Below are 24,356 nucleotides of genomic sequence, written 5' to 3'. Positions count from 1 at the left end.
ACGGGGACGGGGGCCGCCGATATGATGGAACCATCGAGAAAACAAGTCATTCGGGAGCGCGAAATGAACATCACCAAACACAGGGAAGCCCTCGTCCTGGCCACCCTCCTGGTCCTTGTTGGTATTAATATTGCAACCATCGTTGCCGCCAGTGCGATCCCTGAGTTGCCGTTTGTCCTTGTGGCAGCCAACCAGTGAGCGCGCTGGTGACTTACCAAGGATACGAAATGAAGAAAACTTTCCAGTTTGGCTTGCTGTTTACTGCGTTGTGCCTGTTCCTGGGCCTGGCCAGTGCCGATGACACGACGACGGAATCGCGGACCATCGATGCGCGCGTGGTACGCGTCAAGCTCGACGGCGTGATCGACCTCAAGCTGCGCCGCGGCGATACGCCGGCGCTCAACATCATCACCGACAAGCGCTACATGAGCACCGTGACGGCCGTGCAGACCGGCGACACGCTCTACCTCGACACGGAAAGCCGCGGCGTCAAGCTGAAATCGGCCGCGGTCAAGGTGGAGCTGGTGTTGCCGCAGTTGCGCGAACTGGTGTCGGAAGGCGTGGGCAGCACGGAGGTCAGCGGCTTTAGCGGCGAGAACATCGACCTTACCCTGGACGGCGCAGGCAGCATGAAGGTGGTGTGCGACTATAAAAAGCTGAAGGCCAACCTCGGTGGGGTGGGCAGCATGCATGTGTGGGTGACGGAGAACGAGAACGTCGACCTCGACTTGCAGGGCGCGGGCTACATCACCATCGGCGGCCGCAGCAAGTACCTGAAGGCGACGCTGGGAGGCCTGGGCGGCCTGAATGCACAGCAGTTCAAGGCCGAAGACGTAAGCCTGGACTTGAGCGGCTTGGGCAACGCGACCATCAATGCGTCCCACAACGCCAACCTGAACCTGAGCGGGCTGGGCTCCGTGACCGTGTATGGCAAGCCTGTCACCCGCAACGTCAGTGTCGATGGCCTGGGCAAGGTGAGCTGGAAGTAAGAGACGTTCTGCAGTGCATAAAAAGAGATAAATCAAAGCACCATGAAAAAACTACGAGGCGTGTTAATCGCGCTCAGCATCGCACTGGGGCTGCAGGCCAATGCGCATGCCGGGTTCGCGGAAGGGGCCACGGCGTATAACAACAAGAATTATGCGCTGGCCTACAAGGAGATCCTGCCGCTGGCCAAGGCGGGCAATACGGAGGCCGAGCATTTGCTTGGCTTGATGTATTACATGGGCCGTGGCGTGCCGCAGGATTACAAGCTGGCGCTGAACTGGCATCGCAAGGCGGCGCTCAAGGGCAAGGCGGATGCGCAGTATGTGGTGGGGGCCATGTACTACACCGGCAATGCGGTGCTGCAGGACCATAAGGAGGCCGTGACATGGTTCCGCAAGGCGGCGGAGCAGGGGCATCCGGATGCGCAGCAAGTGCTTGGCCTGATGTACCGGTATCACATTGGCGGCATGCCGCAGGATAATGTGATTGCTTATATGTTGTGGAACCTGGCGGCGGCCGGCGGGTCGGCCAATGCGGCGGAGCAGCGTGCGTCTGTGGCGCGCGGGATGACGCAGGAGCAGATTGAGGAAGGGCAGGCGTTGTCGTCGGGGTGGAAGCGGGGGACGCCGTTGCCACGCAGTTCGCGCACTGGGGGCGGCTAGAACCGGTAAACCTGGGGCTGACCCTGCCTTACCGGTTTTGGGGTAAAATCCCGCCCGTCATCGGGGAGTAGCCGCTCCTCCACCCTGGAGGAGGCATCTGTCAACACACTTGGCCCACAGGCCATGGCATATGCGGTCCCATACTTGGCAAGACCTTTGACCGCGACGCCGCCGATGTAGGCCGGGGGCGTGTTGCGGTCATTCGTCCGTGCCCGGCCTGGATTAAAACAATGGAATCCCTCCTCGTCTCAACCGGAGTAGTCGCCCTGGCCGAAATCGGCGACAAGACCCAACTGCTGGCGTTCCTGCTTGCTGCCCGCTTCAAAAAGCCGCTGCCGATCATCGCCGGCATTTTCATCGCCACCATCGTCAACCACGGCCTGGCCGGCGCGCTGGGCGCCTGGATCACGTCCCTGCTCACGCCCGATGTGCTGCGCTGGGTGCTGGGGCTGTCCTTCCTTGGCATGGCCGCCTGGACCCTGGTTCCGGACAAGATCGAGGATGACGAAACCGGCATCGCCAGCCGTTTCGGCGTCCTCGGCGCCACCCTGGTGACTTTCTTCCTGGCCGAGATGGGGGACAAGACCCAGGTCGCCACCGTGGCCATGGCCGCTCACTATCCGGACCCGCTGATGGTGGTGGCCGGCACCACACTCGGCATGCTGGTCGCCGATGTCCCTGCCGTCTTTGCGGGTGATAAGCTGGCCGCGAGGATCCCCCTTAAGCTGGTCCATGGCGTCGCTGCCGCCATGTTTGCCGCGCTGGGCCTGGCGACCCTGTTCGGCATGGGCGCCCGGTTCGGCCTGTAAGCGCTACAATCGCCTCTTTCCTAGCGGGGTGATGCCATGATGCGTGCGATCGAAATCCAGAAACCCGGCGCGGCCGACGTGCTGCGCTTGTGCGAGCGACCGCTGCCGGTGGCAAAAGAAGGAGAGCTGCGCATCCGCGTGCACGCGGCCGGCATCAACCGGCCGGACGTGTTCCAGCGCATGGGCAGCTACGCGCCGCCGCCTGGCGCCACCGACATCCCCGGCCTGGAGGTTGCGGGCGAGATCGTCGATGGCGACCTGGCAGCCAGCGGTTTCAAGGTCGGCGATATGGTGTGCGCGCTGGTGCAGGGTGGCGGTTATGCCGAGTATGTGACCGCGCCGGTGCAGCAAGTGCTGCCGGTTCCGCGCGGCCTGTCGCCGCTGGAGGCCGCCTCGCTGCCGGAGACCTTCTTCACCGTCTGGAGCAATGTGTTCGACCGCGCAGGGCTGGGCAAGGGCGAGAGCTTGCTGGTGCAGGGCGGGACTTCGGGTATCGGCGTGACGGCGATCCAGCTCGCGCGGGCACTTGGCCATCGCGTGTTCGCCACTGCGGGCAGCGACGAGAAGGCGAGGGCGTGCGAAGCCCTGGGCGCGGCGCGCGGCATCAACTACCGCACCGAGGATTTCGCGGCCGTGGTGCGGGAGCTGACCGGCGACACCGGTGTCGATGTAATCCTTGACATGGTCGGCGGCGACTACCTGCCGCGCGAGATCAGCTGCCTGGCCGACGACGGCCGCATCGCCATCATCGCGCTGCTGGGTGGCGCCAAGGGGACGCTGGACATGGGGCAGGTGCTGAAACGCCGGCTGACCATCACCGGCTCCACGTTGCGCCCGCGCTCGGTGGCCTTCAAAGGCGCCATCGCGCGCCAGCTCCGAGAACGAGTGTGGCCGCTGATCGAGGCGGGCGACATCAAGCCTGTAATCTATGAGAGCTTTCCGCTGGAGCAGGCGGCCAAGGCCCACGCGCTGATGGAAAGCAGCAGCCATGTAGGCAAGATCATGCTGCAGGTGCTTTAAGTCGGGCCCTGCTGCTCAGGGCGCCGGCAACTTGCGGCGGGTTGCAAAGGCAAGCGCGGCGCCACTCCAGCCCAGGACAACTGTCGTGGCCCCGGCCACGTTGTTGAATATGGCGTCAATGGATCCGGCCAGTCCGCCCCGGTCTTCGACCAAGCCGAATCGTGCTGCAACGGCGGCCAGCGGAAACAGGAGCATGCATGCGGCAAGCATGTTCTCGACCCTGCGTTTGCGGAGATGGCGCAGTTCAACGCAGCGCCATGACAACGCCGGCCAGGCAATGACAAAGGTCCAGAAAGTCGCCGCCGAAGTGGCGCCGTGGGCGTGACTGTTGAACAACATCGGCATCGCACCGAGGATGAGCGCTATCGGCAGCGCTAAAGTAAGTCCGAAAAAGATGTCAAAAATATTATTTTTCATGGGCGCGGAGTCTAGCGTTTGACCCGACTTTGGGGCGCACGCTACAATTACGGGTTATTAAAAATTAAGCTACTATGCGCCGCAAACTCGTCATCGGTAACTGGAAAATGAACGGCAGCCGTGCCGCCAACACTACCCTGTTGGCAGGCATCAAGGCTGGCCTGGGTGATGCAAAGGCCGATACCGCGGTCTGCGTCCCAGCCCCATATCTGGCACAATGTCAGGCTGAACTCACTGGCAGCGCAATTGCCTGGGGTGCGCAGGATGTGTCCGCCCATGCTGCGGGCGCGTACACGGGCGAGGTCTCGGCAGCGATGCTGCTCGATTTCGGCAGCGCATTTGTCATCGTCGGCCATTCCGAGCGCCGCTCCTATCACAAGGAAAGCAGCGCACTGGTCGCCCAGAAGGCGCTGGCTGCCGTGAGTGCCGGCCTGGTGCCGGTGGTTTGCGTAGGCGAGACGCTGGAAGAGCGCGAAGCTGGCAAGACTGCCGACGTGGTCGGCGAGCAACTCGATGCCGTGCTGGAGGTGCTGGGCGCCGAACAGCTGGCAAAGATTGTGCTGGCGTACGAGCCTGTGTGGGCGATCGGCACCGGCAAGACTGCCACACCGGAAATGGCGCAGGAAGTGCACGCACTGCTGCGCGCCCGTGTGGCGAAGAGGGATGCGGCATCCGCCGCCGGCATGCAGATCCTGTATGGTGGCAGCATGAAGCCGGAAAACGCCAGGGAATTGATGGCTCAGCCCGATATCGACGGCGGCCTGATTGGCGGTGCGGCACTGAAGGCGGCGGATTTCCTCGCCATCATCGCGGCCGCATAAGCAGGGCAATTTTATTATTTAAGGAATAGCATGAACACTCTGTTCAATCTGGTTATCGTAGTGCAGGTCATCTCCGCCGTGGCGATCATCGGCCTGGTATTGCTGCAGCATGGCAAGGGCGCCGACATGGGTGCCGCCTTCGGCTCGGGTGCTTCCGGCAGCCTGTTTGGCGCTTCCGGCTCCTCGAACTTCCTGTCCAAGTCGACCGCGCTGGCGGCAGCGATTTTCTTCGGCGCCACCCTTGGCCTGTCGGTCCTGGCCAGCAAGGGTAATATCTCGGCCGGCGCCGGCGTGATGGACAACGTCAAGGCGCCAGCCCCGGCGCCCGTGACTGGCGCGGCAGCGATCCCTTCGGCCGCACCGGCTCCTGCGCCCGCTGCTCCGGCCGCCGCCACCCCGGCTCCGGTCGAGGCTCCGGCTGCACCTGCGCCAGCTGCTGCGGCGCCTGCGGCGGCTGCTCCAGCCGCTTCGCCAGCGAAGTAAAACTGGCAACTTTGAACTTTTTGCCGTTTTTCTTCTTGATTATGCGCAATTTGCATTAACAAAGCGATGATCACAGTGTAGAATAGCGGCCTATTGCCGACGTGGTGAAATTGGTAGACACGCTATCTTGAGGGGGTAGTGGCGCAAGCTGTACGAGTTCGAGTCTCGTCGTCGGCACCAAAAAAGATCAAAAGCCAGCAGGTCGTTTGAATCGTTGATTCAGTGGCTTAGCTGGTTTTTTTACGAGGATGTGTCGTTTGATCCTGGTCTCAGTAGCAAGTGATTGGGGTCGAGCGTAATTCAACTAAGCTGCTTACCCATCGTGAACCTCGAAAATTACTTCCCCGTCCTGTTGTTCCTTCTCGTCGGCCTTGGCGTCGGCGTAGTCCCGCAAGTGCTGGGTCATATCCTTGGCCCGAACAAGCCTGATGCGGCCAAGCTTTCCCCATTCGAGTGCGGCTTCGAAGCTTTTGAAGACGCGCGCATGAAATTCGACGTGCGTTACTACCTCGTCGCAATTCTGTTCATTCTGTTCGACCTTGAAACTGCATTCTTCTTCCCATGGGGTGTCTCCATGCGTGAACTGGGCTGGCAGGGTTACGTGACGATGATGGTGTTCATCGCCGAATTCGTGGTCGGTTTTTGGTATATCTGGAAGAAAGGTGCCCTTGATTGGGAATAAGCCATGTCTATTGAAGGCGTATTTAACGAAGGCTTCATCACCACTACCTTTGACACGGTAATCAACTGGGCGCGTACGGGTTCGATGTACCCGATGACGTTCGGTCTGGCTTGCTGTGCGGTGGAGATGATGCATGCTGGTGCTGCCCGTTACGACCTGGAGCGTTTCGGTTTCATGTTCCGTCCGTCGCCACGTCAGTCCGACGTGATGATCGTGGCAGGCACCCTGTGCAACAAGATGGCCCCTGCGCTGCGCAAGGTCTATGACCAGATGCCGGATCCGCGCTGGGTGATCTCCATGGGTTCCTGCGCCAACGGCGGCGGTTATTACCACTACTCGTACTCCGTAGTGCGCGGCTGCGACCGTATCGTGCCGGTCGACGTGTACGTGCCGGGCTGCCCGCCGACTGCAGAAGCACTGCTGTACGGCATCCTGCAGTTGCACAACAAGATCAAGAAGACCAACACGATCGCGCGGTAAGACCTTATGAACACACATCTGCAAACACTGGTCTCCGCCCTCGAGCAAAAGCTGGGCGAGCGGGCCTCCATCGTCGTCGCGCTGGGCGAAGTGACGATTACAGTCAAATCTGGGGACTACTACCAGGTAATGCAAGAGCTGCGCGACGACGCAGCTTTGCGTTTTGATACGCTGATCGACTTGTGCGGCGTCGACTACTCGACCTACGGTGAAGGCACCTGGGACGGCCTGCGCTTCGCGGCCGTGACCCACCTGCTGTCCGTGCAAAAGAACTGGCGCCTGCGTGTACGCGTGTTCGCGTCGGACGACGACATGCCTATCCTGGCCTCCGTGACCACGATCTGGCGCTCCGCCAACTGGTTCGAGCGTGAAGCGTTCGACCTGTTCGGCATCATTTTCGAAGGCCACACCGACCTGCGCCGCATCCTGACCGACTACGGTTTCATCGGCCACCCATTCCGCAAGGACTTCCCAGTGTCGGGCTACGTTGAAATGCGCTATGACCAGGAGCAGAAGCGCGTTGTCTACCAGCCTGTGACCATCGAACCGCGCGAAAACGTGCCGCGCGTGATCCGCGAAGAAAACTACGGGAAGTAAGAAATGGCTGAAATTAAGAATTACACCCTGAACTTTGGTCCGCAGCACCCGGCAGCGCACGGCGTGCTGCGCCTGGTGCTGGAACTGGACGGTGAAGTGATCCAGCGCGCCGACCCGCATATCGGCCTGCTGCACCGCGCTACCGAAAAGCTGGCCGAGCAGAAGACCTACCTGCAATCCGTGCCTTACATGGACCGCCTGGACTATGTGTCCATGATGTCCAACGAGCACGCCTACGTAATGGCGATCGAGAAGCTGCTGGGCCTGGAAGTGCCGGTGCGCGCGCAGTACATCCGCGTGATGTTCGACGAAATCACCCGCCTGCTGAACCACCTGCTGTGGCTGGGCGCGCACGCGCTGGACGTGGGCGCCATGGGCCCGTTCCTGTATGCTTTCCGCGACCGCGAAGACCTGATGGACTGCTACGAAGCCGTTTCCGGCGCGCGTATGCACGCGGCTTACTACCGTCCGGGCGGCGTCTACCGCGACCTGCCGGATGCCATGCCGCAGTACAAGGCATCGCTGATCCGCAACGCGAAAGCGCTGGCCGAGCGCAACGAGAACCGCCAGGGCTCGCTGCTCGACTTCATCGAAGACTTCACCAAGCGTTTCCCGACCTATGTCGATGAATACGAAACCCTGCTGACCGACAACCGTATCTGGAAACAGCGTACCGTCGGCGTGGGCGTTGTGTCTCCTGACGACGCAATGGCCATGGGCTTCACCGGCGCCATGCTGCGAGGCTCGGGTGTCGCCTGGGACGTGCGCAAGAAACAGCCGTACGAAGTGTATGACAAGATGGACTTCGACATCCCGATCGGCACCAATGGCGATTGCTACGACCGCTACCTGGTGCGTATCGAAGAGATGCGCCAGTCGAACAAGATCATCAAGCAGTGCGTGGCATGGCTGAAAGCGAATCCGGGCCCTGTCATGACCAGCAACCGCAAGGTCGCTCCGCCTAACCGGGTGGACATGAAGACCAATATGGAATCGCTGATCCACCACTTCAAGCTGTTTACCGAAGGCTTCCACGTGCCGCCGGGCGAAGCGTACAGCGCGGTGGAACACCCGAAAGGCGAATTCGGCATCTACCTGATCTCCGATGGCGCCAACAAGCCATACCGTATGAAGATCCGCGCACCGGGCTTTGCCCACCTGCAGGGTCTGGACGAAATGTCGCGCGGCCACATGATCGCCGACGCCGTGACCATCATCGGTACCCAGGACATCGTTTTCGGTGAAATCGACCGCTAAGGGCAAGAAATGCTGTTATCCCAAGAATGCTATAAAAAAATCGACCGCGAGTTGGCCAAGTATCCGGCCGACCAGCGCCAGTCGGCCGTGATGGCCGCGCTGGCCCACGCCCAGGTTGAACTGGGCTGGCTGTCGCCAGAAACCATGAAGGAAATCGCGGACTACATCCGCATGCCGGCCATCGCCGTGCAGGAAGTTGCGACCTTCTACAATATGTACAATCTGAAGCCGGTCGGCAAGCACAAGATCACCGTGTGCACCAACCTGCCATGCGCACTGTCGGGCGGCGTGAAAGCGGCCGAACACCTGAAGTCCAAGCTGGGCATCGACTTCCGCGGCACCACCGAAGACGGCGCGTTCACGCTGATGGAAGGGGAGTGCATGGGCGCCTGCGGCGACGCACCGGTCATCCTGGTCAATAACCACCGCATGTGTTCCCACATGAGCAACGACAAACTGGACGCCCTCGTGGAGGAGCTCAAGAAATGACTTCCCTGCACGACCGTCACATCAATCCCCTGATCCTGAAGGATCTGAACGGCGACAACTGGCACCTGGCCGACTACGTCAAGCGTGGCGGCTACTCCGCGCTGCGCCGCATCCTGGAAGAGAAGATCGCGCCGGAAGCGATCATCGCCGACCTGAAGACCTCCGGCCTGCGCGGCCGCGGCGGTGCGGGTTTCCCGACCGGCCTGAAATGGTCCTTCATGCCGCGCCAGTTCCCTGGCCAGAAATACCTCGTCTGCAACACCGACGAAGGCGAGCCTGGTACGTTCAAGGACCGCGACATCATCCGCTACAACCCGCACGCACTGATCGAAGGCATGGCCATCGGCGCGTACGCGATGGGCATCACCGTGGGCTACAACTACATCCACGGCGAGATCTTCCAGGAATACCTGCGCTTTGAAGAAGCGCTGGAAGAGGCGCGCGCCGCCGGCTTCCTGGGCGACAAGATCATGGGTTCGGACTTCAGCTTCCAGCTGCACGCCCACCATGGCTACGGTGCCTACATCTGCGGCGAAGAAACCGCGCTGCTGGAATCGCTGGAAGGCAAGAAGGGCCAGCCGCGCTTCAAGCCGCCGTTCCCGGCCTCGTTCGGCCTGTACGGCAAGCCGACCACCATCAACAACACCGAGACGTTCGCGGCCGTGCCGTTCATCCTGAACATCGGCGCCGAAAACTACCTCGGCCTAGGCAAGCCTAACAACGGCGGCACCAAGATCTTCTCGATCTCGGGCGACGTTGAGCGTCCAGGCAACTACGAAGTCCCGCTGGGCACTCCGTTCGCCAAGCTCATGGAGCTGGCCGGCGGCATGCGCGGCGGCAAAAAGATCAAGGCCGTGATCCCGGGCGGTTCGTCCGCTCCAGTGATCCGCGGCGAGATCATGATGCAGACCGACCTCGATTACGATTCGATCGCCAAAGCCGGCTCCATGCTCGGTTCGGGCGCCGTGATCGTGATGGACGAGACGCGCTGCATGGTGAAGGCCCTGGAACGCCTGTCCTACTTCTACTTTGAAGAGTCGTGCGGCCAGTGCACCCCATGCCGTGAAGGCACCGGCTGGATGTACCGCATGATCCACCGCATCGAGAACGGCCAGGGCCGTCCGAGCGACCTGGACATGCTGAACTCCATCGCCGACAACATCCAGGGCCGCACCATCTGCGCGCTGGGCGATGCTGCCGCGATGCCGGTACGCGCCTTCGTCAAGCAGTTCCGCGAAGAATTTGAATATCACGTCGAACACAAGCACTGCCTGGTGCCTGTTTCGGCTTACTAAGCTGCGATTATCATGGTTGAAATCGAAATTGACGGCAAAAAGGTAGAAGTCCCTGCGGGTAGCATGGTGATGGACGCCGCCAACAAGCTGGGCACCTACATCCCGCACTTCTGCTATCACAAGAAATTGTCGATCGCAGCAAACTGCCGTATGTGCCTGGTCGAAGTGGAGAAGGCGCCTAAGCCTTTGCCAGCATGCGCCACGCCGGTATCGGCTGGCATGGTCGTGAAATCCGCCTCCGACAAGGCTGTGCAGGCACAGAAGTCGGTGATGGAATTCCTGCTGATTAACCACCCTCTGGATTGCCCGATCTGCGACCAGGGCGGTGAGTGCCAGCTGCAGGACCTGGCCGTAGGTTACGGCAAGATGGAGTCCCGCTACGAAGAAGAGAAGCGCGTGGTGCCGCCGAAGGCCGGCAGCGCGCTGGTGGCGATGGAAGAAATGTCGCGTTGCATCCACTGCACCCGTTGCGTGCGCTTTGGCCAGGAAGTGGCCGGCGTGATGGAACTGGGCATGCTGGGCCGCGGCGAGCATTCCGAGATCACCACCTTCGTGGGCGAAGCGGTGAGCTCCGAGATGTCGGGCAATATGATCGACCTGTGCCCGGTCGGCGCGCTGACCTCGCGTCCGTTCCGCTACAGCGCCCGTACCTGGGAACTGTCGCGCCGCAAATCGGTCTCCCCGCACGACTCCACCGGCGCCAACCTGATCGTGCAAGTGAAGCAGGGCTCCGTGAAGCGCGTGCTGCCGCTGGAAAACGAAGCTGTCAACGAGTGCTGGATTTCCGACAAGGACCGCTACTCCTACGAAGCGCTGGAAAGCGCCGAGCGCCTGACCAAGCCAATGCTAAAGCAGGGCGGCGAGTGGAAAGAAGTGGAATGGCAAGTCGCGCTGGAATACGTGGCGCACGGCCTGAAGAACATCAAGCATGAACATGGCGCCGATGCGCTGGCCGCCTACGGCACCGCGCACTGCACCGTGGAAGAACTGGCCCTGCTGAAGAAGCTGATGCACGGCGTGGGTTCAGAGAACGTCGACTTCCGCCTGCGCCAGTCCGATTTCGCGCTGGACGGCGAAGTGAAGCCATGGCTGGGCATGCCGATTGCCGAACTGTCGCACCTGCAGCGCGTGTTCGTGATCGGGTCCTTCCTGCGCAAGGACCACCCGCTGTTCGCGACCCGCATCCGCGCGGCCGTGAAAGCCGGCGGCAAGCTGTCCGTGCTGCATGGCTCGAACGACGAGAACCTGATCACCACCGCCAACAAGATCATCGCCGCGCCGACCGACTGGCTGGCCGCGCTGTCCGGCGTGGTGGCCGCTGTCGCCAAGGCGAAGGGCGTTGCTGCTCCTGCCGGCTTCGAAGGCGTGGTTGCTTCCGCTGAAGCAGAAGCCATCGCCGAATCCCTGCTGGGCGGCGAACGCAAGGCCGTGTTCCTGGGTAACGCTGCCGTGGCGCATCCGGAAGCGTCGAAGCTGCACGCTGCCGCACAGTGGATCGCCGAACAGACCGGCGCCAAGCTGGGCTACCTGACCGAAGCGGCCAACACCGTTGGCGGTTACCTGGTTGGCGCCACTGCGAAGAACGCTGCGCCAGCCTTCTCCGTGCAGAAGAAAGCCTACGTCCTGCTGAATGCCGAGCCGGAACTGGACGCTGCCAACCCGCAAGCTGCCAAGACCGCGCTGAACGCCGCCGAAATGGTGGTCGTGATGTCGGCCTTCAAGCACGGCATGGACTACGCCGACGTGCTGCTGCCGGTCGCCCCGTTTGCCGAAACTTCCGGCTCCTTCGTCAACGCCGAAGGCCGCCTGCAGTCCTTCAACGGCACCGTCAAGCCGATGGGCGACGCCCGTCCGGCGTGGAAAGTGCTGCGCGTTCTGGGCAATATCCTGGGCCTGGGCGGCTTCGACTACGAAACGTCGGAATCGATCCGCGACGAACTGTTCGAAAAGGGCGCGTCCGACCTGTCGGCCAAGCTGTCGAACGCCTCGCGCAAGGCTGCCGTTGCCGGTGCCGCGTTCACCTCGACCGGGCTGCAGCGCCTGGCCGATGTGCCGATCTACTTCGCCGACGCCCTGGCGCGCCGTTCCGGCCCGCTGCTGGCGACCGTCGATGCAGCCGCACCGAAAGCACACCTGTCCACTGCCGCCGCGCAGCAGATCGGCGTGCAGGCCGGCGACAAGGTCGAAGTGAAGCAGGGCTCCGGCTTTGCGATCCTGGAAGCGATCATCGACGCCGGCCTGCCAGCGAACGTGGTGCGCGTGTCCGCCGCACATGCATCGACCGCGATGCTGGGCGCGATGTTCGGTGAGATCACCGTTGCTAAAGCAGGGGAGGGCAAGTAATGGCTCTGCCAGAAATGATTGATTCGATTAAAGTGATGGGCGAGGCCAACCTCGGCACCTTCTGGCCGTTCGTCTGGACCATGGCCAAGATCCTGTGCGTGACCTTGCCGCTGATGGGCCTGGTGGCTTACCTGACCCTGTGGGAGCGTAAGCTGCTGGGTTGGATCCAGATCCGTATCGGCCCGAACCGCGTAGGCCCGAACGGCCTGCTGCAGCCGATCGCCGACGCACTGAAACTGCTCTTCAAAGAGATCATCGTCCCGGCCAAGTCGAACAAGTCCCTGTTCTTCATCGGTCCTGTGATGACCATCATGCCGGCCCTGGCTTGCTGGGCGGTGGTGCCGTTTGCTCCGGGCGCTGCCCTGGCCGACGTCAACGCCGGCCTGCTGCTGATCATGGCGATCGCCTCGATGGAGGTCTACGGCATCATCATCGCCGGCTGGTCCGCCAACTCGAAGTACTCCTTCATGGGCGCGATGCGCGCATCGGCGCAGATGGTGTCCTACGAAATCGCGATGGGCTTCGCACTGGTGATCGTGCTGATGGTTTCCGGCTCGCTGAACCTGTCGGAGATCGTGGCCGGCCAGCAGAAGGGCACCATGGCTGCCATGGGCCTGAGCTTCCTGTCCTGGAACTGGCTGCCGCTGCTGCCGATCTTCGTCGTGTATCTGGTATCCGGCCTGGCTGAATGTAACCGTCACCCGTTCGACGTGGTGGAAGGCGAGTCCGAGATCGTCGGCGGCCACATGGTCGAATACGGCGGCATGGCTTACGCCATGTTCTTCCTGGCGGAATACGCCAACATGATCCTGATCTCGCTGCTGGCGTCGATCATGTTCCTGGGTGGCTGGTCCGCACCGATTGCAGCGCTGGAGTTCGGCGGTGTGTTTGGCGGCTTCTTCTGGCTGTTCATCAAGACCTTCTTCATCGTATCGCTGTTCATCTGGACGCGCGGCACCTTCCCGCGTTACCGCTATGACCAGATCATGCGTTTGGGCTGGAAAGTGTTCATCCCACTGACCCTGGCGTACCTGGTCTTCGTGGCGACCTGGATGCAGACCTCCTGGAATATTTGGAAGTAAGAGAGCGAATACAGAATGGACCGATTGAAAGACTTCTTCGGCAGCTTCTTGCTGACCGAACTGTTCAAGGGGATGGCGCTGACCGGCAAATACATGTTTGCCAAGAAGATCACCGTCCAGTTCCCTGAAGAGAAAACCCCGATCTCGCCGCGTTTCCGCGGCCTGCACGCGCTGCGCCGTTATCCAAACGGTGAAGAGCGCTGCATCGCCTGCAAACTGTGCGAAGCAGTTTGCCCGGCGATGGCGATCACCATCGAGTCGGAGCAGCGTGACGACGGCAGCCGCCGCACCACCCGCTACGACATCGACCTGACCAAGTGCATCTTCTGCGGCTTCTGCGAAGAATCCTGCCCGGTGGACTCGATTGTCGAGACCCACGTACTGGAATACCACGGCGAAAAACGCGGTGACCTGTACTACACCAAAGAGATGCTGCTGGCCGTAGGCGACCGCTATGAAGCGGAAATCGCGGCTAACCGCGCGGCCGATGCCAAGTACCGCTGATCGCCGAGGCTAATAAAATGAACTTCACTTCTATTTTGTTCTACGTGTTCGCCGCCATCCTGGTGCTGGCGTCGCTGCGCGTTATTACGGCTCGCAACCCTGTGCAAGCTGCCTTGTTCCTGGTGCTGGCCTTCTTCCAGGCGGCCGGCATCTGGATGCTGCTCAAAGCCGAATTCCTGTCCATCGTGCTGGTGCTGGTGTACGTCGGCGCCGTCATGGTCCTGTTCCTGTTCGTGGTGATGATGATCGACATCGACATCGACAAGCTGCGTGCGGGCTTCTGGAATTACCTGCCGGTGGCTGCCATTGTCGGCGGCGTGATCGTGCTGGAAATGGCAGCCGTGATCTGGCGCGCCTTCCCTGGCACTGGTACCGCGGTGCCTGAAGCGGCCAACAGCATCGGCCAGACCAAGGCGCTGGGCTTGCTGATCTTTAAAGATTATGTCTACGCGTTTGAGATCGCAGCCGTGGTCCTGCTGGTGGCAATCGTTGCCGCCGTGGCCCTGACCCTGCGCAAGCGCAAAGACACCAAGGCTATCGACCCGGGCCAAGCCGTCCGCGTCAAGCGTAACGACCGCCTGAAGATCGTGAAGATGGACGCCACCGTCCACGCTCCGGTCGCGCCGGCGGAAACGAAGGAGGCACCATGACTTTATCCTCGGTACTGATCCTGGGCGCGATCCTGTTCGCGATCTCGATCGTCGGTATTTTCCTGAACCGCAAGAACGTCATCGTCCTGCTGATGGCCATCGAACTGATGCTGCTGGCAGTGAACATGAACTTCATCGCGTTCTCGCACTACCTGGGCGACGCGGCCGGGCAGATCTTCGTCTTCTTCATCCTGACCGTGGCGGCTGCCGAATCGGCAATCGGCCTCGCGATCCTGGTGGTGATGTTCCGTAACCTGGACACCATCAACGTGGAAGACCTGGACAGCCTCAAAGGCTAAGTTAAAACCTCGAAAAATAGATAAGGTAAATCATGACGGGGCAACTTAACCCAACCCTCCTTCTGGCCGTTCCGCTGGCGCCGCTGGCAGGTTCCGCAATCGCGGGCCTGCTGGGCACCAAGTTCTTCGGCAATGTCGTAGGCCGCAAGGTGGCGCATAGCGCGACCATCCTGGGCGTGCTGATCGCTTTCCTGATCTCGTTCCAGACGCTGTTGAATCTGCTGAATGGTTACGAGGTGTTCAACGCCGACGTGTACCGCTGGATGACCGTGGGCAGCGTCAAGCTGGCCGTCGGCTTCCAGATCGACACGCTGACCGCGATGATGATGAACGTGGTGACGTTCGTCTCGCTGATGGTGCACATCTACACCATCGGCTACATGGCGGAAGACGAAGGCTACAACCGCTTCTTCTCCTACATCTCGCTGTTCACCTTCTCCATGCTGATGCTGGTGATGTCGAACAACTTCCTGCAGCTGTTCTTCGGCTGGGAAGCGGTGGGCCTGGTGTCCTACCTGCTGATCGGCTTCTGGTACACCCGCCCGACGGCCATCTTCGCCAACATGAAGGCCTTCCTGGTCAACCGCGTGGGCGATTTCGGCTTCATCCTGGGCATCGGCATCATCCTGGCTTACACCGGTTCCATGGACTACCAGGAAGTGTTCGCCAAGAAGGAAGCGCTGATCAACGGTACCCTGCCGGGCACCGACTGGGCCCTGATCTCGGTGGCCTGTATCTGCCTGTTCATCGGCGCCATGGGCAAGTCGGCACAGTTCCCGCTGCACGTCTGGCTGCCTGATTCGATGGAGGGCCCGACCCCGATCTCCGCGCTGATTCACGCGGCAACCATGGTTACCGCGGGTATCTTCATGGTGACCCGCATGTCGCCGCTGTTCGAAATGTCGGACGCAGCCCTGTCGGTGATCCTGGTGATCGGTTCGATTACTGCGCTGTTCATGGGCTTCATGGGCATCATCCAGAACGACATCAAGCGCGTGGTGGCTTACTCGACCCTGTCGCAGCTGGGCTACATGACCGTGGCGCTGGGCGCCTCGGCCTACTCGGTGGCCGTGTTCCACCTGATGACCCACGCATTCTTCAAGGCACTGCTGTTCCTGGGCGCCGGCGCTGTCATCATGGCGATGCACCACGACCAGGACATCCGCAATATGGGTGGCCTGAAGAAGTACCTGAAGATCATCTGGATTACCTCGCTGCTGGGCTCCCTGGCGCTGATCGGTACCCCGTTCTTCTCCGGCTTCTACTCGAAGGACATGATCATCGAAGCAGTGCACGCGACCCATATCCCGGGCGCAGGCTTTGCCAACTTCGCCGTGCTCGCTGGCGTGTTCGTGACCGCGTTCTACTCCTTCCGCATGTACTTCCTGGTGTTCCACGGCCCTGAGAACTTCGGCAAGGAGCATCACCACGACCACGCTTCGCACCACGCCGACGAAGGCGAGGAGGACGACCACGGCCACCACGGCCTGGCGCCGGGCGAGAAGCCGCATTCGCCAGGCTTGGTAGTAACCCTGCCGCTGATCCTGCTGGCCATCCCGTCGGTCGTCATCGGCGCGATCGCGATCGAGCCTATGCTGTTCGGCGACTTCTTCAAGGACGTCATCACCGTCAACGAGAAGCACGGCGCAATGGAAGCGCTGCGCCACCACTTCACCAGCTGGGCCGGCATGGCGATGCACTCGGTGGTCACCGCACCGCTGTGGCTGGCAGTGTCCGGCGTGGCAGCAGCTTACTACTGCTACATGGTCAATCCGAAGGTGCCTGCATGGTTCTATGAGAAGTTCAAGTTCCTGCACACCCTGCTGGACAACAAGTACTACATGGACAAGTTCAACGAGGCTGTCTTTGCCCGCGGCGCGCGCCTGCTGGGCGAGGGCCTGTGGGCAGCGGGCGACCGCGCCATCATCGATGGCCTGATGGTGAACGGTTCGGCCAAAGTGGTGGGCTGGTTCTCCAGCATCACCCGCGTGTTCCAGACCGGCTACATCTATCACTACGCCTTCGTGATGATCATCGGTATCCTGGGCTTCCTGGTGTACTTCCTGCCGTTTTGGCACGCTTAACAGCTGACGCAAAAGAGATAACAAATGCAGTCAACGATTAATACTCTACCTCCTTACCTCAGCCTGTCGATCTGGGTACCGATCGTCTTCGGCCTGATCGTACTGGCCATCGGCCGCGATACGCGCGCCGGCATGGTACGCGTGCTGTCGCTGGTGGGCGCCCTGGTATCCCTGGTGCCCACCATCCCGCTGATTACCCAGTTCGACAAAGCGGCCCACGGCATGCAGTTCGTGGAAAAAGCGGCCTGGATCGACCGCTTCAACATCTTCTACTCGCTGGGCATCGACGGCCTGTCGATGTGGTTCATCCCGCTGACCGCCTTCATTACGGTGATTGTGGTGATCTCGGCGTGGGAAGTGATCACCGAACGCGTGGCGCAGTACATGGGCGCGTTCCTGATCCTGTCGGGCCTGATGATCGGCGTCTTTGCCGCCATGGACGGCCTGCTGTTCTACTTCTTCTTCGAAGCGACCCTGATCCCGATGTACATCATCATCGGCGTCTGGGGTGGTGCCAACCGCATCTACGCAGCGTTCAAGTTCTTCCTGTACACCTTCTTCGGCTCGCTGCTGACGCTGGTGGCCATCATCTACCTGTACAACAAATCCGGTAGCTTCGATATCCTGGCCTGGCACAAGCTGCCGCTGACCATGGGTGAGCAGGTTGCGATCTTCTTCGCCTTCTTCATGGCCTTTGCCGTGAAGGTGCCGATGTTCCCGGTCCACACCTGGCTGCCGGACGTCCACGTGGAAGCGCCGACCGGCGGTTCCGCCGTGCTGGCCGCCATCATGCTGAAACTGGGTGCTTACGGCTTCCTGCGATTCTCGCTGCCGATCGTGCCTGACGCATCGCACAAGCTGGCGCCGTTCGTCATCGTTCTGTCCCTGATCGCCGTGATCTACATCGGCCTGGTGGCCCTGGTGCAGAAAGACATGAAGAAACTGGTGGCGTATTCGTCCATCGCGCACATGGGCTTCGTGACCCTGGGCTTCTTCATGTTCAACGAGATGGCAGTGCAGGGCGGTATCGTGCAGATGGTGTCGCACGGCTTCATCTCCGGCGCAATGTTCCTGTGCATCGGCGTGCTGTACGACCGCATGCACTCGCGCCAGATCGCCGACTACGGCGGCGTCGTCAACAAGATGCCAAAGTTCGCAGCACTGTTCATCCTGTTCTCCATGGCTAACTGCGGCCTGCCAGCCACTTCCGGCTTCGTGGGCGAATTCATGGTGATCCTGGGTGCGGTGCAGTTCAACTTCGTGACCGGCATCCTGGCCGCTACCGCCCTGATCTTCGGCGCCGCCTACTCCCTGTGGATGGCCAAGCGCGTGATCTTCGGCGCCATCACCAATCCGCACGTGGAAGAACTGACCGACGTTAACAACCGCGAGTTCCTGATGCTGGGCATCCTGGCGATCGCTGTGCTGGTGATGGGCCTGTACCCGGCGCCATTCACGGACGTGATGCAGGTTTCCGTGGCCGACCTGCTGGCGCATGCCGCCCAAAGCAAGCTGCCAGCCGTCGTGGCCCCTTGATTGCAAATAGGACCAAGTTTTCATGAATACCACTAACCTGATCCCGCTCTACGCAGAAGTCTTTCTGCTGATCGCCGCTTCGGCGATCCTGCTGATCGACATGTTCCTGGACCAGAGCAAACGTGCGATCACTTACATGCTGACGCTAGCCTCCCTGGTGGGCGCGGCCTTCTTCAGCTTTGCCGACTTCACGGCAGGCAGCACGGTGTACGCGTTCTCGAACATGTTCATCAACGACCCGATGGGCAACCTGCTGAAACTGTTCTCCTACCTGACCATGGCGATGACGCTGGTGTATGCACGCCAGTATTCCACCGACCGCGGCATGTTGGGCGGCAACCTGGGCGGCGAGTTCTACGTCCTGGCGCTGTTCTCCATGCTGGGCCAGATGGTGATGATTTCGGCAAACAACTTCCTGACCATCTACCTGGGCCTGGAACTGATGTCGCTGTCGCTGTATGCCCTGGTGGCCCTGCGCCGCGACGACGCCCGCGCAACCGAAGCTGCGATGAAGTACTTCATCCTGGGTGCGCTCGCTTCCGGTTTCCTGCTGTATGGCATGTCGATGCTGTACGGTGCGACCGGCACGCTGGACATTACCGGCGTGGCCGCCAAGATTGCCTCCGGCACCGTCGACAAGTCGATCCTGACCTTCGGGCTGGTGTTTGTGGTGGCCGGCCTGGCCTTCAAGCTCGGCGCCGTTCCGTTCCACATGTGGGTGCCGGACGTCTACCAGGGCGCTCCGACCGGCGTGACCCTGCTGCTGGGCGGTGCGCCGAAACTGGCGACCTTCGCCATCTGCGTGCGCCTGCTGGTGGAAGGCATGCGCCCTGCGGCAGGCGACTGGCAGCAGATGCTGATGATCCTGGCCGTGGCCTCGCTGGCGATCGGTAACCTGACCGCGATCGCACAGAGCAACCTGAAGCGCATGCTGGCTTACTCCACCATCGCACAAATGGGCTTCGTGCTGCTCGGCCTGTTGGCCGGCGTGGTGGGCCACGATACCGCCAACGGCGCCGCCGCCTATTCGGCCGCCATGTACTATGCGATCACCTACGTGCTGACCACCGTCGGTTCCTTCGGCCTGATCATGGTGTTGGCGCGCCAGGGCTTCGAAGCGGAAGAGATCGACGACTTCAAGGGCCTGTCCAAGCGCAGCCCGGCCTACGCCCTGCTGATGTCCGTGCTGATGTTCTCGCTGGCCGGCGTGCCGCCGATGATGGGCTTCGCCGCCAAATTCGCGGTGCTGCAATCGGTGCTGGCGACCGGCGCAGTGTGGCTGACCGTGTTTGCCGTGATGTTCTCGCTGGTGGGCGCGTTCTACTACATCCGCATCGTGAAAGTCATGTGGTTCGATGAGCCGGCCGACAGCACCCCGCTGTCCGTCAAGAGCGACAAGGGCATTGTGCTGGCACTGAACGGCCTGGCCGTTGTGGTGCTGGGCATGATCCCGGGCCCGCTGCTCGATGCCTGCATGGCAGCCATGCAGAAGACCCTGGCTTCCTGATAGATGGACGTCAATGCATCATCCTGGCTGGTCATCCTGCTTGCAGTGGTGGCCGCCAACCTGCCTTTTCTGAACGAGAGGGTATTTGCCCTGGTTCCGCTGAAAGCCGCGCGCAAGCCATTTTTGCTGCGGCTGGCGGAGCTGGCAGTGCTGTATGTCGTCGTCGGCGGCATCGGCATCGCGCTCGAATCCCGCATCGGCACCGCGTTTCCACAGAACTGGGAGTTCTACTGGGTCGCAGCGTTTGCCTTCCTGGTGTTTGCTTTTCCTGGCTTCGTGGTACGCTACCTGCGTAAACATCACCAATAAACCGGTAAACCAGGGTCTGACCCACAGGGGCAGACCCCGAACGGTCTCCTGGTCTTAGGTTTCGGTTATGCGCCTTTGATCTTCTCAGAAAGTCGAAGGCCTAAACCATATGCCCAAGCCGTGAAACCGTTGGGGGTCTGACCCTGCGGGTCAGACCTCGCCTTACCGCGGTTTTAAAAAGCGAACATGGACAAGCATCTTAAAGAAACCAAAATAGACGGCAGCATCGCCTACGACGGCGGCTTCCTGAAAGTCCACCGCGACACGGTCAGCCTGCCCGACGGCAAGCACACCAAACGCGAATACATCCGCCACCCCGGCGCAGTAGTCATCATCCCCGTGCTCGACAACGGCAAGGTCCTGCTGGAACGCCAGTACCGCTACCCGAACGACCGCGTCTTCATCGAGCTCCCGGCAGGCAAGATCGACCCGGGCGAGGATCCGCTGGCCTGCGCCATGCGCGAGCTGGAAGAAGAAACCGGCTACACTGCCACCGACTGGCAGTTCGTCAGCACCATCCACAACGCCATCGCTTACTCGGACGAACACCTGGACATCTACCTGGCGCGCGGCCTGTCCGCCGGCGAAGCGAAACTGGACGACGGTGAATTCATCGAAACCATCACCGCCAGCGTCGACGAAATGCTGGACTGGGTCCGCAGCGGCAAGATCACTGACGTCAAGACCGTGATCGGCGCCTTCTGGCTCGACAAGCTGCGCTCCGGCGCCTGGAAGCTGGACTGAGACCATGAACGCCGCGTGCAGCCTGCTGCTGGTTGGCGCCTTTGCGGCAAACCAGTCGCAGGCGGCGCAGGTGCAGCGCACGCCATTCCAGATCCGCTGCGAAGACACGATCAGCAAGACTGTCTCGGTGCTGTCGGCGCGCCAGAATGGCTACACCGTCAACACCCAGCTATCGTACAAGCAGCTTTCGGCCATGCGGACCGAAAAGATGCCCGCCACCGGCTATGTGCTGGGACTGACCCGTACCGAATCGCGTGTACAGATCGGCCTGGATGGGCCGATGCTCATGGATCCGGCCAGCGGCTATGAGTGCGTGGCGCCGCAGATCAAGGTTCAGTTGACGTACGCACCGGTGCGCATTTATGTCGGCAACGAATTCCCGCCCGGGACATGCGGCTACGCCGAGATCCTGACGCACGAATTGCGGCACATGAACGCGTATATGGACCACCTGGTCAAGGTCGAAGCAGTCGTGCGCGCGGCGCTGGCGCGGCGTTTCGAGGCCAAGCCGCTGTATGCCCCGGCCGGCACCGCACGTTCGGCACTGGCGCACGAGATCGACAGCGGCTGGCTGCCTTACATCAAGGCCGAAATGGCCAAGGTTGAGGTGCAGCAGGCCCTGATCGATTCGCCGGCAGAATATGCCCGCTTGAGCAAGGCATGCAATGGCGAGATACAAACCATCTTAAGGAAGTCACGTAGCAGAAAATGAAGCGATACTTCGCATTGATCCCAGCCGCCGGCGTCGGCGCGCGCATGGCCGCCGCCAGCCCCAAGCAGTACTTGCCGATCAACGGCGTGCCGATGCTGCAGCATACGCTGGACGCATTCCGCCAGAGCGAACTGATTGCGCACACCTATGTGGTGGTGAGCGCCGGTGACGGCTATATCGATTCGATCACGCCCGAGCTGGGCGTGACGGTCCTGCGCTGCGGCGGCGCCACGCGCATGGATTCCATCCTGAACGGCCTGCGCGCCATGCGCGCCAATGTGGGCGACGACGACATGGTGCTGGTGCACGATGCCGCCCGCCCGGGCCTGACGCCTGCCCTGATTGCAAAGCTGGTTGCCGCAGTCGGTGACCATGAAGGCGGCGGTCTCCTTGCGCTGCCGGTGGTGGACACGGTAAAGTCCACGCGCTCGGGCGCGGTGCAGACCATCCCGCGCGACGGCTTGTGGCTGGCGCAGACGCCGCAGATGTTTTCTTATGCGTTGCTGCTGCGTGCACTGGCGCTGGCGCCGGACCCGAATGCGATCACGGACGATGCCAGCGCGGTCGAGATGCTGGGCTTTTCGCCGAAGCTGGTGGAAGGGCACCCGCGCAATATGAAGGTGACGCTGCCCGCCGATATCGCGATAGCAGAGATGTATTTAGGACAGGATTCGAAATGACGCAACTTCCATTCCGTATCGGGCAGGGCTACGACTCGCACCGCCTGGTTGAAGGCCGCAAGCTGATTCTCGGCGGGGTTGAGATTCCCCACGAACGTGGCCTGCTTGGCCATTCGGACGCCGATGCGCTGCTGCACGCCATCACCGACGCGATCCTTGGCGCGGCGGCTTTGGGCGATATCGGCAAGCACTTCCCCGATACCGCCGAAGAATTCCGCGGCGCCGATTCGCGCGTGTTGCTGCGCGAGGCGGCCAAGCGTGTGCGCGCAACCGGCTACGACATCGGCAATGTGGATTGCACGATCATCGCCCAGCGCCCGAAAATGGCGCCGCATATCGCCACCATGGCAGCGAACATCGCCGCCGACCTGGGCGTGCCGGCCGGCCACGTGAACGTGAAGGCCAAGACCAACGAAAAGCTCGGCTATCTCGGCCGGGAAGAAGGCATCAACGCTGAAGCTGTAGCCCTCCTGGTGCTGCGCCAAGGGGCGTAAGACCATGACGAACCGCCTGCCGCCGCGCGATCCATCGCCCGGCGCCGCGCCTGCTCCATCGCGCCTGCCGCCGCTCGAAGTCTCGCGCACCGTGCCGGCGGATGACGCCGCACAAGCCGCCAAAGCTGAAGCGCGCGAGCGTCGCGACGCCGAGATGCGCGGCGTATCATCGATGCAGGAAATGCGCGACGCGATCCGCACTGCTGCGCGGGCCTTGCCGGCCATCGCCGCCGTGCCACGTGTTCGACCGATGAGCGCGACGGCGTTTCGTGCCCGCGCCCGTGACGGCCTGCCGTTCCTGGTTCCGGGCGCAGTTGCGCACTGGCCGATTTGCTCGCTTGGCCCTGAAGTGTTGCGTGAGCGTTTCGGCCAGGTGCATGTGCGTGCACGCGTTGGCGACTACATCGGCACAGCCTTCGCGCCTGACCGCGCGATGCTGGACACGACGATGCGCGAGTACCTCGACCTCGCCGAGGCGACCGCAGGGCTGCCGCCATACCTTGGCAACCTCGAGTTGCGCGAGCTGAATAGCCTTTGCCACTGGCCGACGTATTTCGAAAAGATGGGCCCACCGCGTTTCTGGATCGGGCCAGCGGGAACGGTCACGCCGCTGCACAGCGACTTTGACGACAATATCTTCGCGCAAGTATGGGGCAGCAAGCGGATCATCCTCTCGCCGCCGCACCACGACGAATTCCTTTACGCGCGCGAAGCCAACCCCGTCTTGTTCGGCAGCCCGTTCGATCCCGAAGCCCCCGACTTCGAACGCTACCCGCTGGCGCGCCGGGCCACGATGATCGAAGTGATCGTCCAGCCGGGCGACATGCTCTACGTTCCCGCAGGCTGGTACCATCAGGTTCGCGCGCTGACGTTTTCACTTTCTTCCAACCGCTGGGCACGCGGCTTACCATATGCTTTGCACCGATAACTTGAAGCTGCCGTCCCAATGGGAGCTGGTCAAATCCGAAGAATCAGTGGCGTTCTTCAAGAATGCGGCAGGCGATGTCCTGTCCATCAATCATTTTGGGATAGAGCCCGATATCGGAGCCGAGCATGCGCGAAACCGTAGTGTTCTCGGCCCTGAACGTGCCAGCTGAAGAATGGCAGGAAGATCCGTACGATCCACTTCATCAGTGCGAGTTCATGCGCAATCGCGCCGACTCGCCCGAGTACGACGCCCAGTTTCCGGACCATCCGCTCAGCAAGGTTCGCAGTTATCTCGCCGAGTTGGCTGGGCAACTCGAAGTCGCTCCCGCCATCAGTACGAAGGAACCATTCAAATACAGGAAGCCTGGTGCAGGTTTCTGGTCGCGCCTTTGGCAGAAGGGATTCGGTTGAGCATGCCGGTGTTGCAAGTCCCATCAATTGCGGTTTCCCGGATGGGAATATATGCAATCAGCCTGCGGAGTGAAG

29 protein-coding genes, 1 tRNA gene and 1 riboswitch are annotated in these 24,356 nt (G+C 61.4%); of the genes, 29 read left to right on the top strand and 1 reads right to left on the bottom strand.

All coding sequences use genetic code 11. From position 1 onward, the window contains the following. Positions 1-63 precede the first annotated feature (63 nt). The 5 genes from ACWBU6_RS21280 to ACWBU6_RS21260 all read left to right on the top strand — a co-directional run bounded on the left by ACWBU6_RS21280 (position 64) and on the right by ACWBU6_RS21260 (position 3,478). Positions 64-198, top strand: coding sequence for a hypothetical protein (locus ACWBU6_RS21280; protein WP_452645362.1), 135 nt, complete (start codon positions 64-66; stop codon positions 196-198). Between the two features lie 29 nt (positions 199-227). Next, positions 228-989, top strand: a complete 762-nt coding sequence (locus tag ACWBU6_RS21275; protein WP_452645361.1) for a GIN domain-containing protein — start codon at positions 228-230, stop codon at positions 987-989. 42 nt (positions 990-1,031) lie between these two features. Beyond that, positions 1,032-1,649 (top strand): tetratricopeptide repeat protein, encoded by a 618-nt coding sequence (locus tag ACWBU6_RS21270; protein ID WP_452645360.1) that lies wholly within the window; start codon positions 1,032-1,034, stop codon positions 1,647-1,649. A gap of 50 nt (positions 1,650-1,699) precedes the next feature. Then, positions 1,700-1,870: riboswitch (yybP-ykoY riboswitch) on the top strand. Positions 1,871-1,879: 9 nt separating this feature from the next. Continuing rightward, entirely contained in the window at positions 1,880-2,458 is a 579-nt protein-coding gene (locus ACWBU6_RS21265; protein WP_452645359.1) for a TMEM165/GDT1 family protein, read from the top strand. 39 nt (positions 2,459-2,497) lie between these two features. Next, entirely contained in the window at positions 2,498-3,478 is a 981-nt protein-coding gene (locus ACWBU6_RS21260; protein ID WP_452649593.1) for an NAD(P)H-quinone oxidoreductase, read from the top strand. Between the two features lie 15 nt (positions 3,479-3,493). Here ACWBU6_RS21260 and ACWBU6_RS21255 read toward each other — a convergent pair whose 3' ends face one another. After that, on the bottom strand, positions 3,494-3,895 hold the full coding sequence (locus ACWBU6_RS21255; protein ID WP_452645358.1) for a hypothetical protein: 402 nt from the start codon (positions 3,893-3,895) through the stop codon (positions 3,494-3,496). A gap of 74 nt (positions 3,896-3,969) precedes the next feature. Here ACWBU6_RS21255 and tpiA point away from each other — a divergent pair, with 74 nt between their 5' ends. The 24 genes from tpiA (at position 3,970) to ACWBU6_RS21135 (ending at position 24,281) form a co-directional block, all read left to right on the top strand. Further along, positions 3,970-4,716 (top strand): triose-phosphate isomerase, encoded by a 747-nt coding sequence (gene tpiA, locus ACWBU6_RS21250; protein ID WP_452645357.1) that lies wholly within the window; start codon positions 3,970-3,972, stop codon positions 4,714-4,716. A gap of 30 nt (positions 4,717-4,746) precedes the next feature. Then, a complete protein-coding gene (gene secG, locus ACWBU6_RS21245; protein WP_452645356.1) occupies positions 4,747-5,199 on the top strand; it encodes a preprotein translocase subunit SecG in 453 nt (150 codons plus the stop codon). A 95-nt stretch (positions 5,200-5,294) separates the two neighbouring features. Further along, positions 5,295-5,379: transfer RNA gene (locus ACWBU6_RS21240), tRNA-Leu, on the top strand. 142 nt (positions 5,380-5,521) lie between these two features. Beyond that, positions 5,522-5,881, top strand: a complete 360-nt coding sequence (ndhC, locus tag ACWBU6_RS21235) for an NADH-quinone oxidoreductase subunit A (RefSeq protein WP_170298974.1) — start codon at positions 5,522-5,524, stop codon at positions 5,879-5,881. 3 nt (positions 5,882-5,884) lie between these two features. Then, complete coding sequence (locus ACWBU6_RS21230; RefSeq protein ID WP_028104278.1) at positions 5,885-6,361, top strand: NuoB/complex I 20 kDa subunit family protein; 477 nt, start codon at positions 5,885-5,887, stop codon at positions 6,359-6,361. Between the two features lie 6 nt (positions 6,362-6,367). Then, on the top strand, positions 6,368-6,958 hold the full coding sequence (locus tag ACWBU6_RS21225; protein WP_452645355.1) for an NADH-quinone oxidoreductase subunit C: 591 nt from the start codon (positions 6,368-6,370) through the stop codon (positions 6,956-6,958). Between the two features lie 3 nt (positions 6,959-6,961). Next, entirely contained in the window at positions 6,962-8,215 is a 1,254-nt protein-coding gene (locus ACWBU6_RS21220) for an NADH-quinone oxidoreductase subunit D (protein ID WP_452645354.1), read from the top strand. Positions 8,216-8,224: 9 nt separating this feature from the next. Continuing rightward, positions 8,225-8,704, top strand: coding sequence for an NADH-quinone oxidoreductase subunit NuoE (gene nuoE, locus ACWBU6_RS21215; RefSeq protein ID WP_452645353.1), 480 nt, complete (start codon positions 8,225-8,227; stop codon positions 8,702-8,704). Then, positions 8,701-9,999, top strand: a complete 1,299-nt coding sequence (nuoF, locus tag ACWBU6_RS21210; protein ID WP_452645352.1) for an NADH-quinone oxidoreductase subunit NuoF — start codon at positions 8,701-8,703, stop codon at positions 9,997-9,999. Before nuoE ends, nuoF begins: the two co-directional genes overlap by 4 nt. Positions 10,000-10,011: 12 nt before the next feature. After that, entirely contained in the window at positions 10,012-12,342 is a 2,331-nt protein-coding gene (gene nuoG / locus ACWBU6_RS21205; protein ID WP_452645351.1) for an NADH-quinone oxidoreductase subunit NuoG, read from the top strand. Further along, positions 12,342-13,424: an NADH-quinone oxidoreductase subunit NuoH gene (nuoH, locus tag ACWBU6_RS21200; protein WP_452645350.1), complete on the top strand. Its 1,083-nt coding sequence runs from the start codon at positions 12,342-12,344 to the stop codon at positions 13,422-13,424. The genes nuoG and nuoH overlap by 1 nt, the downstream gene beginning before the upstream one ends. A 15-nt stretch (positions 13,425-13,439) precedes the next feature. Beyond that, positions 13,440-13,928 carry an NADH-quinone oxidoreductase subunit NuoI gene (gene nuoI, locus ACWBU6_RS21195; RefSeq protein ID WP_028104271.1) on the top strand — a complete coding sequence of 163 codons (489 nt, stop codon included), beginning with the start codon at positions 13,440-13,442 and terminating at the stop codon, positions 13,926-13,928. 17 nt (positions 13,929-13,945) lie between these two features. Then, positions 13,946-14,578 (top strand): NADH-quinone oxidoreductase subunit J, encoded by a 633-nt coding sequence (locus tag ACWBU6_RS21190; protein ID WP_452645349.1) that lies wholly within the window; start codon positions 13,946-13,948, stop codon positions 14,576-14,578. Next, the gene (gene nuoK / locus ACWBU6_RS21185; RefSeq protein WP_057259369.1) at positions 14,575-14,877 is read left to right on the top strand and encodes an NADH-quinone oxidoreductase subunit NuoK; all 303 of its coding nucleotides are present in this window, start codon (positions 14,575-14,577) and stop codon (positions 14,875-14,877) included. Before ACWBU6_RS21190 ends, nuoK begins: the two co-directional genes overlap by 4 nt. 32 nt (positions 14,878-14,909) lie before the next feature. After that, a complete protein-coding gene (nuoL, locus tag ACWBU6_RS21180; RefSeq protein ID WP_452645348.1) occupies positions 14,910-16,961 on the top strand; it encodes an NADH-quinone oxidoreductase subunit L in 2,052 nt (683 codons plus the stop codon). Positions 16,962-16,985: 24 nt separating this feature from the next. After that, complete coding sequence (locus ACWBU6_RS21175) at positions 16,986-18,497, top strand: NADH-quinone oxidoreductase subunit M (RefSeq protein ID WP_452645347.1); 1,512 nt, start codon at positions 16,986-16,988, stop codon at positions 18,495-18,497. 22 nt (positions 18,498-18,519) lie between these two features. Continuing rightward, positions 18,520-20,004: an NADH-quinone oxidoreductase subunit NuoN gene (gene nuoN, locus ACWBU6_RS21170; RefSeq protein WP_452645346.1), complete on the top strand. Its 1,485-nt coding sequence runs from the start codon at positions 18,520-18,522 to the stop codon at positions 20,002-20,004. 3 nt (positions 20,005-20,007) lie between these two features. After that, positions 20,008-20,313, top strand: a complete 306-nt coding sequence (locus tag ACWBU6_RS21165; protein WP_452645345.1) for a DUF2818 family protein — start codon at positions 20,008-20,010, stop codon at positions 20,311-20,313. A gap of 186 nt (positions 20,314-20,499) precedes the next feature. Further along, entirely contained in the window at positions 20,500-21,057 is a 558-nt protein-coding gene (locus ACWBU6_RS21160; RefSeq protein WP_452645344.1) for an NUDIX domain-containing protein, read from the top strand. Positions 21,058-21,061: 4 nt separating this feature from the next. After that, positions 21,062-21,769, top strand: a complete 708-nt coding sequence (locus ACWBU6_RS21155) for a hypothetical protein (protein WP_452645343.1) — start codon at positions 21,062-21,064, stop codon at positions 21,767-21,769. After that, positions 21,766-22,449 (top strand): 2-C-methyl-D-erythritol 4-phosphate cytidylyltransferase, encoded by a 684-nt coding sequence (gene ispD, locus ACWBU6_RS21150; protein ID WP_452645342.1) that lies wholly within the window; start codon positions 21,766-21,768, stop codon positions 22,447-22,449. The genes ACWBU6_RS21155 and ispD overlap by 4 nt, the downstream gene beginning before the upstream one ends. Beyond that, positions 22,446-22,943, top strand: coding sequence for a 2-C-methyl-D-erythritol 2,4-cyclodiphosphate synthase (gene ispF, locus ACWBU6_RS21145; RefSeq protein WP_452645341.1), 498 nt, complete (start codon positions 22,446-22,448; stop codon positions 22,941-22,943). The genes ispD and ispF overlap by 4 nt, the downstream gene beginning before the upstream one ends. 4 nt (positions 22,944-22,947) lie before the next feature. Continuing rightward, positions 22,948-23,871, top strand: coding sequence for a cupin-like domain-containing protein (locus ACWBU6_RS21140; protein ID WP_452645340.1), 924 nt, complete (start codon positions 22,948-22,950; stop codon positions 23,869-23,871). Positions 23,872-23,996: 125 nt separating this feature from the next. Next, complete coding sequence (locus tag ACWBU6_RS21135) at positions 23,997-24,281, top strand: hypothetical protein (RefSeq protein WP_452645339.1); 285 nt, start codon at positions 23,997-23,999, stop codon at positions 24,279-24,281. The last annotated feature ends 75 nt before the right edge of the window (positions 24,282-24,356 follow it).

This window comes from Pseudoduganella sp. HUAS MS19 (assembly GCF_053615455.1).
The sequence above is the reverse complement of the archived record's forward strand: the minus strand, read 5'-3'. Positions and strand labels throughout refer to the sequence as shown.

Coding starts and splice junctions, on each gene's coding strand:
- nuoG (WP_452645351.1), top strand. CDS start 10,012: ATGGTTGAAATCGAAATTGACGGCAAAAAGGTAGAAGTCCCTGCGGGT.
- ispF (WP_452645341.1), top strand. CDS start 22,446: ATGACGCAACTTCCATTCCGTATCGGGCAGGGCTACGACTCGCACCGC.
- ACWBU6_RS21140 (WP_452645340.1), top strand. CDS start 22,948: ATGACGAACCGCCTGCCGCCGCGCGATCCATCGCCCGGCGCCGCGCCT.
- ACWBU6_RS21225 (WP_452645355.1), top strand. CDS start 6,368: ATGAACACACATCTGCAAACACTGGTCTCCGCCCTCGAGCAAAAGCTG.
- nuoE (WP_452645353.1), top strand. CDS start 8,225: ATGCTGTTATCCCAAGAATGCTATAAAAAAATCGACCGCGAGTTGGCC.
- ACWBU6_RS21155 (WP_452645343.1), top strand. CDS start 21,062: ATGAACGCCGCGTGCAGCCTGCTGCTGGTTGGCGCCTTTGCGGCAAAC.
- ACWBU6_RS21270 (WP_452645360.1), top strand. CDS start 1,032: ATGAAAAAACTACGAGGCGTGTTAATCGCGCTCAGCATCGCACTGGGG.
- nuoN (WP_452645346.1), top strand. CDS start 18,520: ATGAATACCACTAACCTGATCCCGCTCTACGCAGAAGTCTTTCTGCTG.
- nuoF (WP_452645352.1), top strand. CDS start 8,701: ATGACTTCCCTGCACGACCGTCACATCAATCCCCTGATCCTGAAGGAT.
- ACWBU6_RS21280 (WP_452645362.1), top strand. CDS start 64: ATGAACATCACCAAACACAGGGAAGCCCTCGTCCTGGCCACCCTCCTG.
- ACWBU6_RS21260 (WP_452649593.1), top strand. CDS start 2,498: ATGCGTGCGATCGAAATCCAGAAACCCGGCGCGGCCGACGTGCTGCGC.
- ACWBU6_RS21220 (WP_452645354.1), top strand. CDS start 6,962: ATGGCTGAAATTAAGAATTACACCCTGAACTTTGGTCCGCAGCACCCG.
- secG (WP_452645356.1), top strand. CDS start 4,747: ATGAACACTCTGTTCAATCTGGTTATCGTAGTGCAGGTCATCTCCGCC.
- ACWBU6_RS21275 (WP_452645361.1), top strand. CDS start 228: ATGAAGAAAACTTTCCAGTTTGGCTTGCTGTTTACTGCGTTGTGCCTG.
- ACWBU6_RS21255 (WP_452645358.1), bottom strand. CDS start 3,895: ATGAAAAATAATATTTTTGACATCTTTTTCGGACTTACTTTAGCGCTG.
- ACWBU6_RS21165 (WP_452645345.1), top strand. CDS start 20,008: ATGGACGTCAATGCATCATCCTGGCTGGTCATCCTGCTTGCAGTGGTG.
- nuoH (WP_452645350.1), top strand. CDS start 12,342: ATGGCTCTGCCAGAAATGATTGATTCGATTAAAGTGATGGGCGAGGCC.
- nuoI (WP_028104271.1), top strand. CDS start 13,440: ATGGACCGATTGAAAGACTTCTTCGGCAGCTTCTTGCTGACCGAACTG.
- nuoL (WP_452645348.1), top strand. CDS start 14,910: ATGACGGGGCAACTTAACCCAACCCTCCTTCTGGCCGTTCCGCTGGCG.
- ACWBU6_RS21135 (WP_452645339.1), top strand. CDS start 23,997: ATGCGCGAAACCGTAGTGTTCTCGGCCCTGAACGTGCCAGCTGAAGAA.
- ispD (WP_452645342.1), top strand. CDS start 21,766: ATGAAGCGATACTTCGCATTGATCCCAGCCGCCGGCGTCGGCGCGCGC.
- ACWBU6_RS21190 (WP_452645349.1), top strand. CDS start 13,946: ATGAACTTCACTTCTATTTTGTTCTACGTGTTCGCCGCCATCCTGGTG.
- tpiA (WP_452645357.1), top strand. CDS start 3,970: ATGCGCCGCAAACTCGTCATCGGTAACTGGAAAATGAACGGCAGCCGT.
- ACWBU6_RS21265 (WP_452645359.1), top strand. CDS start 1,880: ATGGAATCCCTCCTCGTCTCAACCGGAGTAGTCGCCCTGGCCGAAATC.
- ACWBU6_RS21175 (WP_452645347.1), top strand. CDS start 16,986: ATGCAGTCAACGATTAATACTCTACCTCCTTACCTCAGCCTGTCGATC.
- nuoK (WP_057259369.1), top strand. CDS start 14,575: ATGACTTTATCCTCGGTACTGATCCTGGGCGCGATCCTGTTCGCGATC.
- ACWBU6_RS21160 (WP_452645344.1), top strand. CDS start 20,500: ATGGACAAGCATCTTAAAGAAACCAAAATAGACGGCAGCATCGCCTAC.
- ACWBU6_RS21230 (WP_028104278.1), top strand. CDS start 5,885: ATGTCTATTGAAGGCGTATTTAACGAAGGCTTCATCACCACTACCTTT.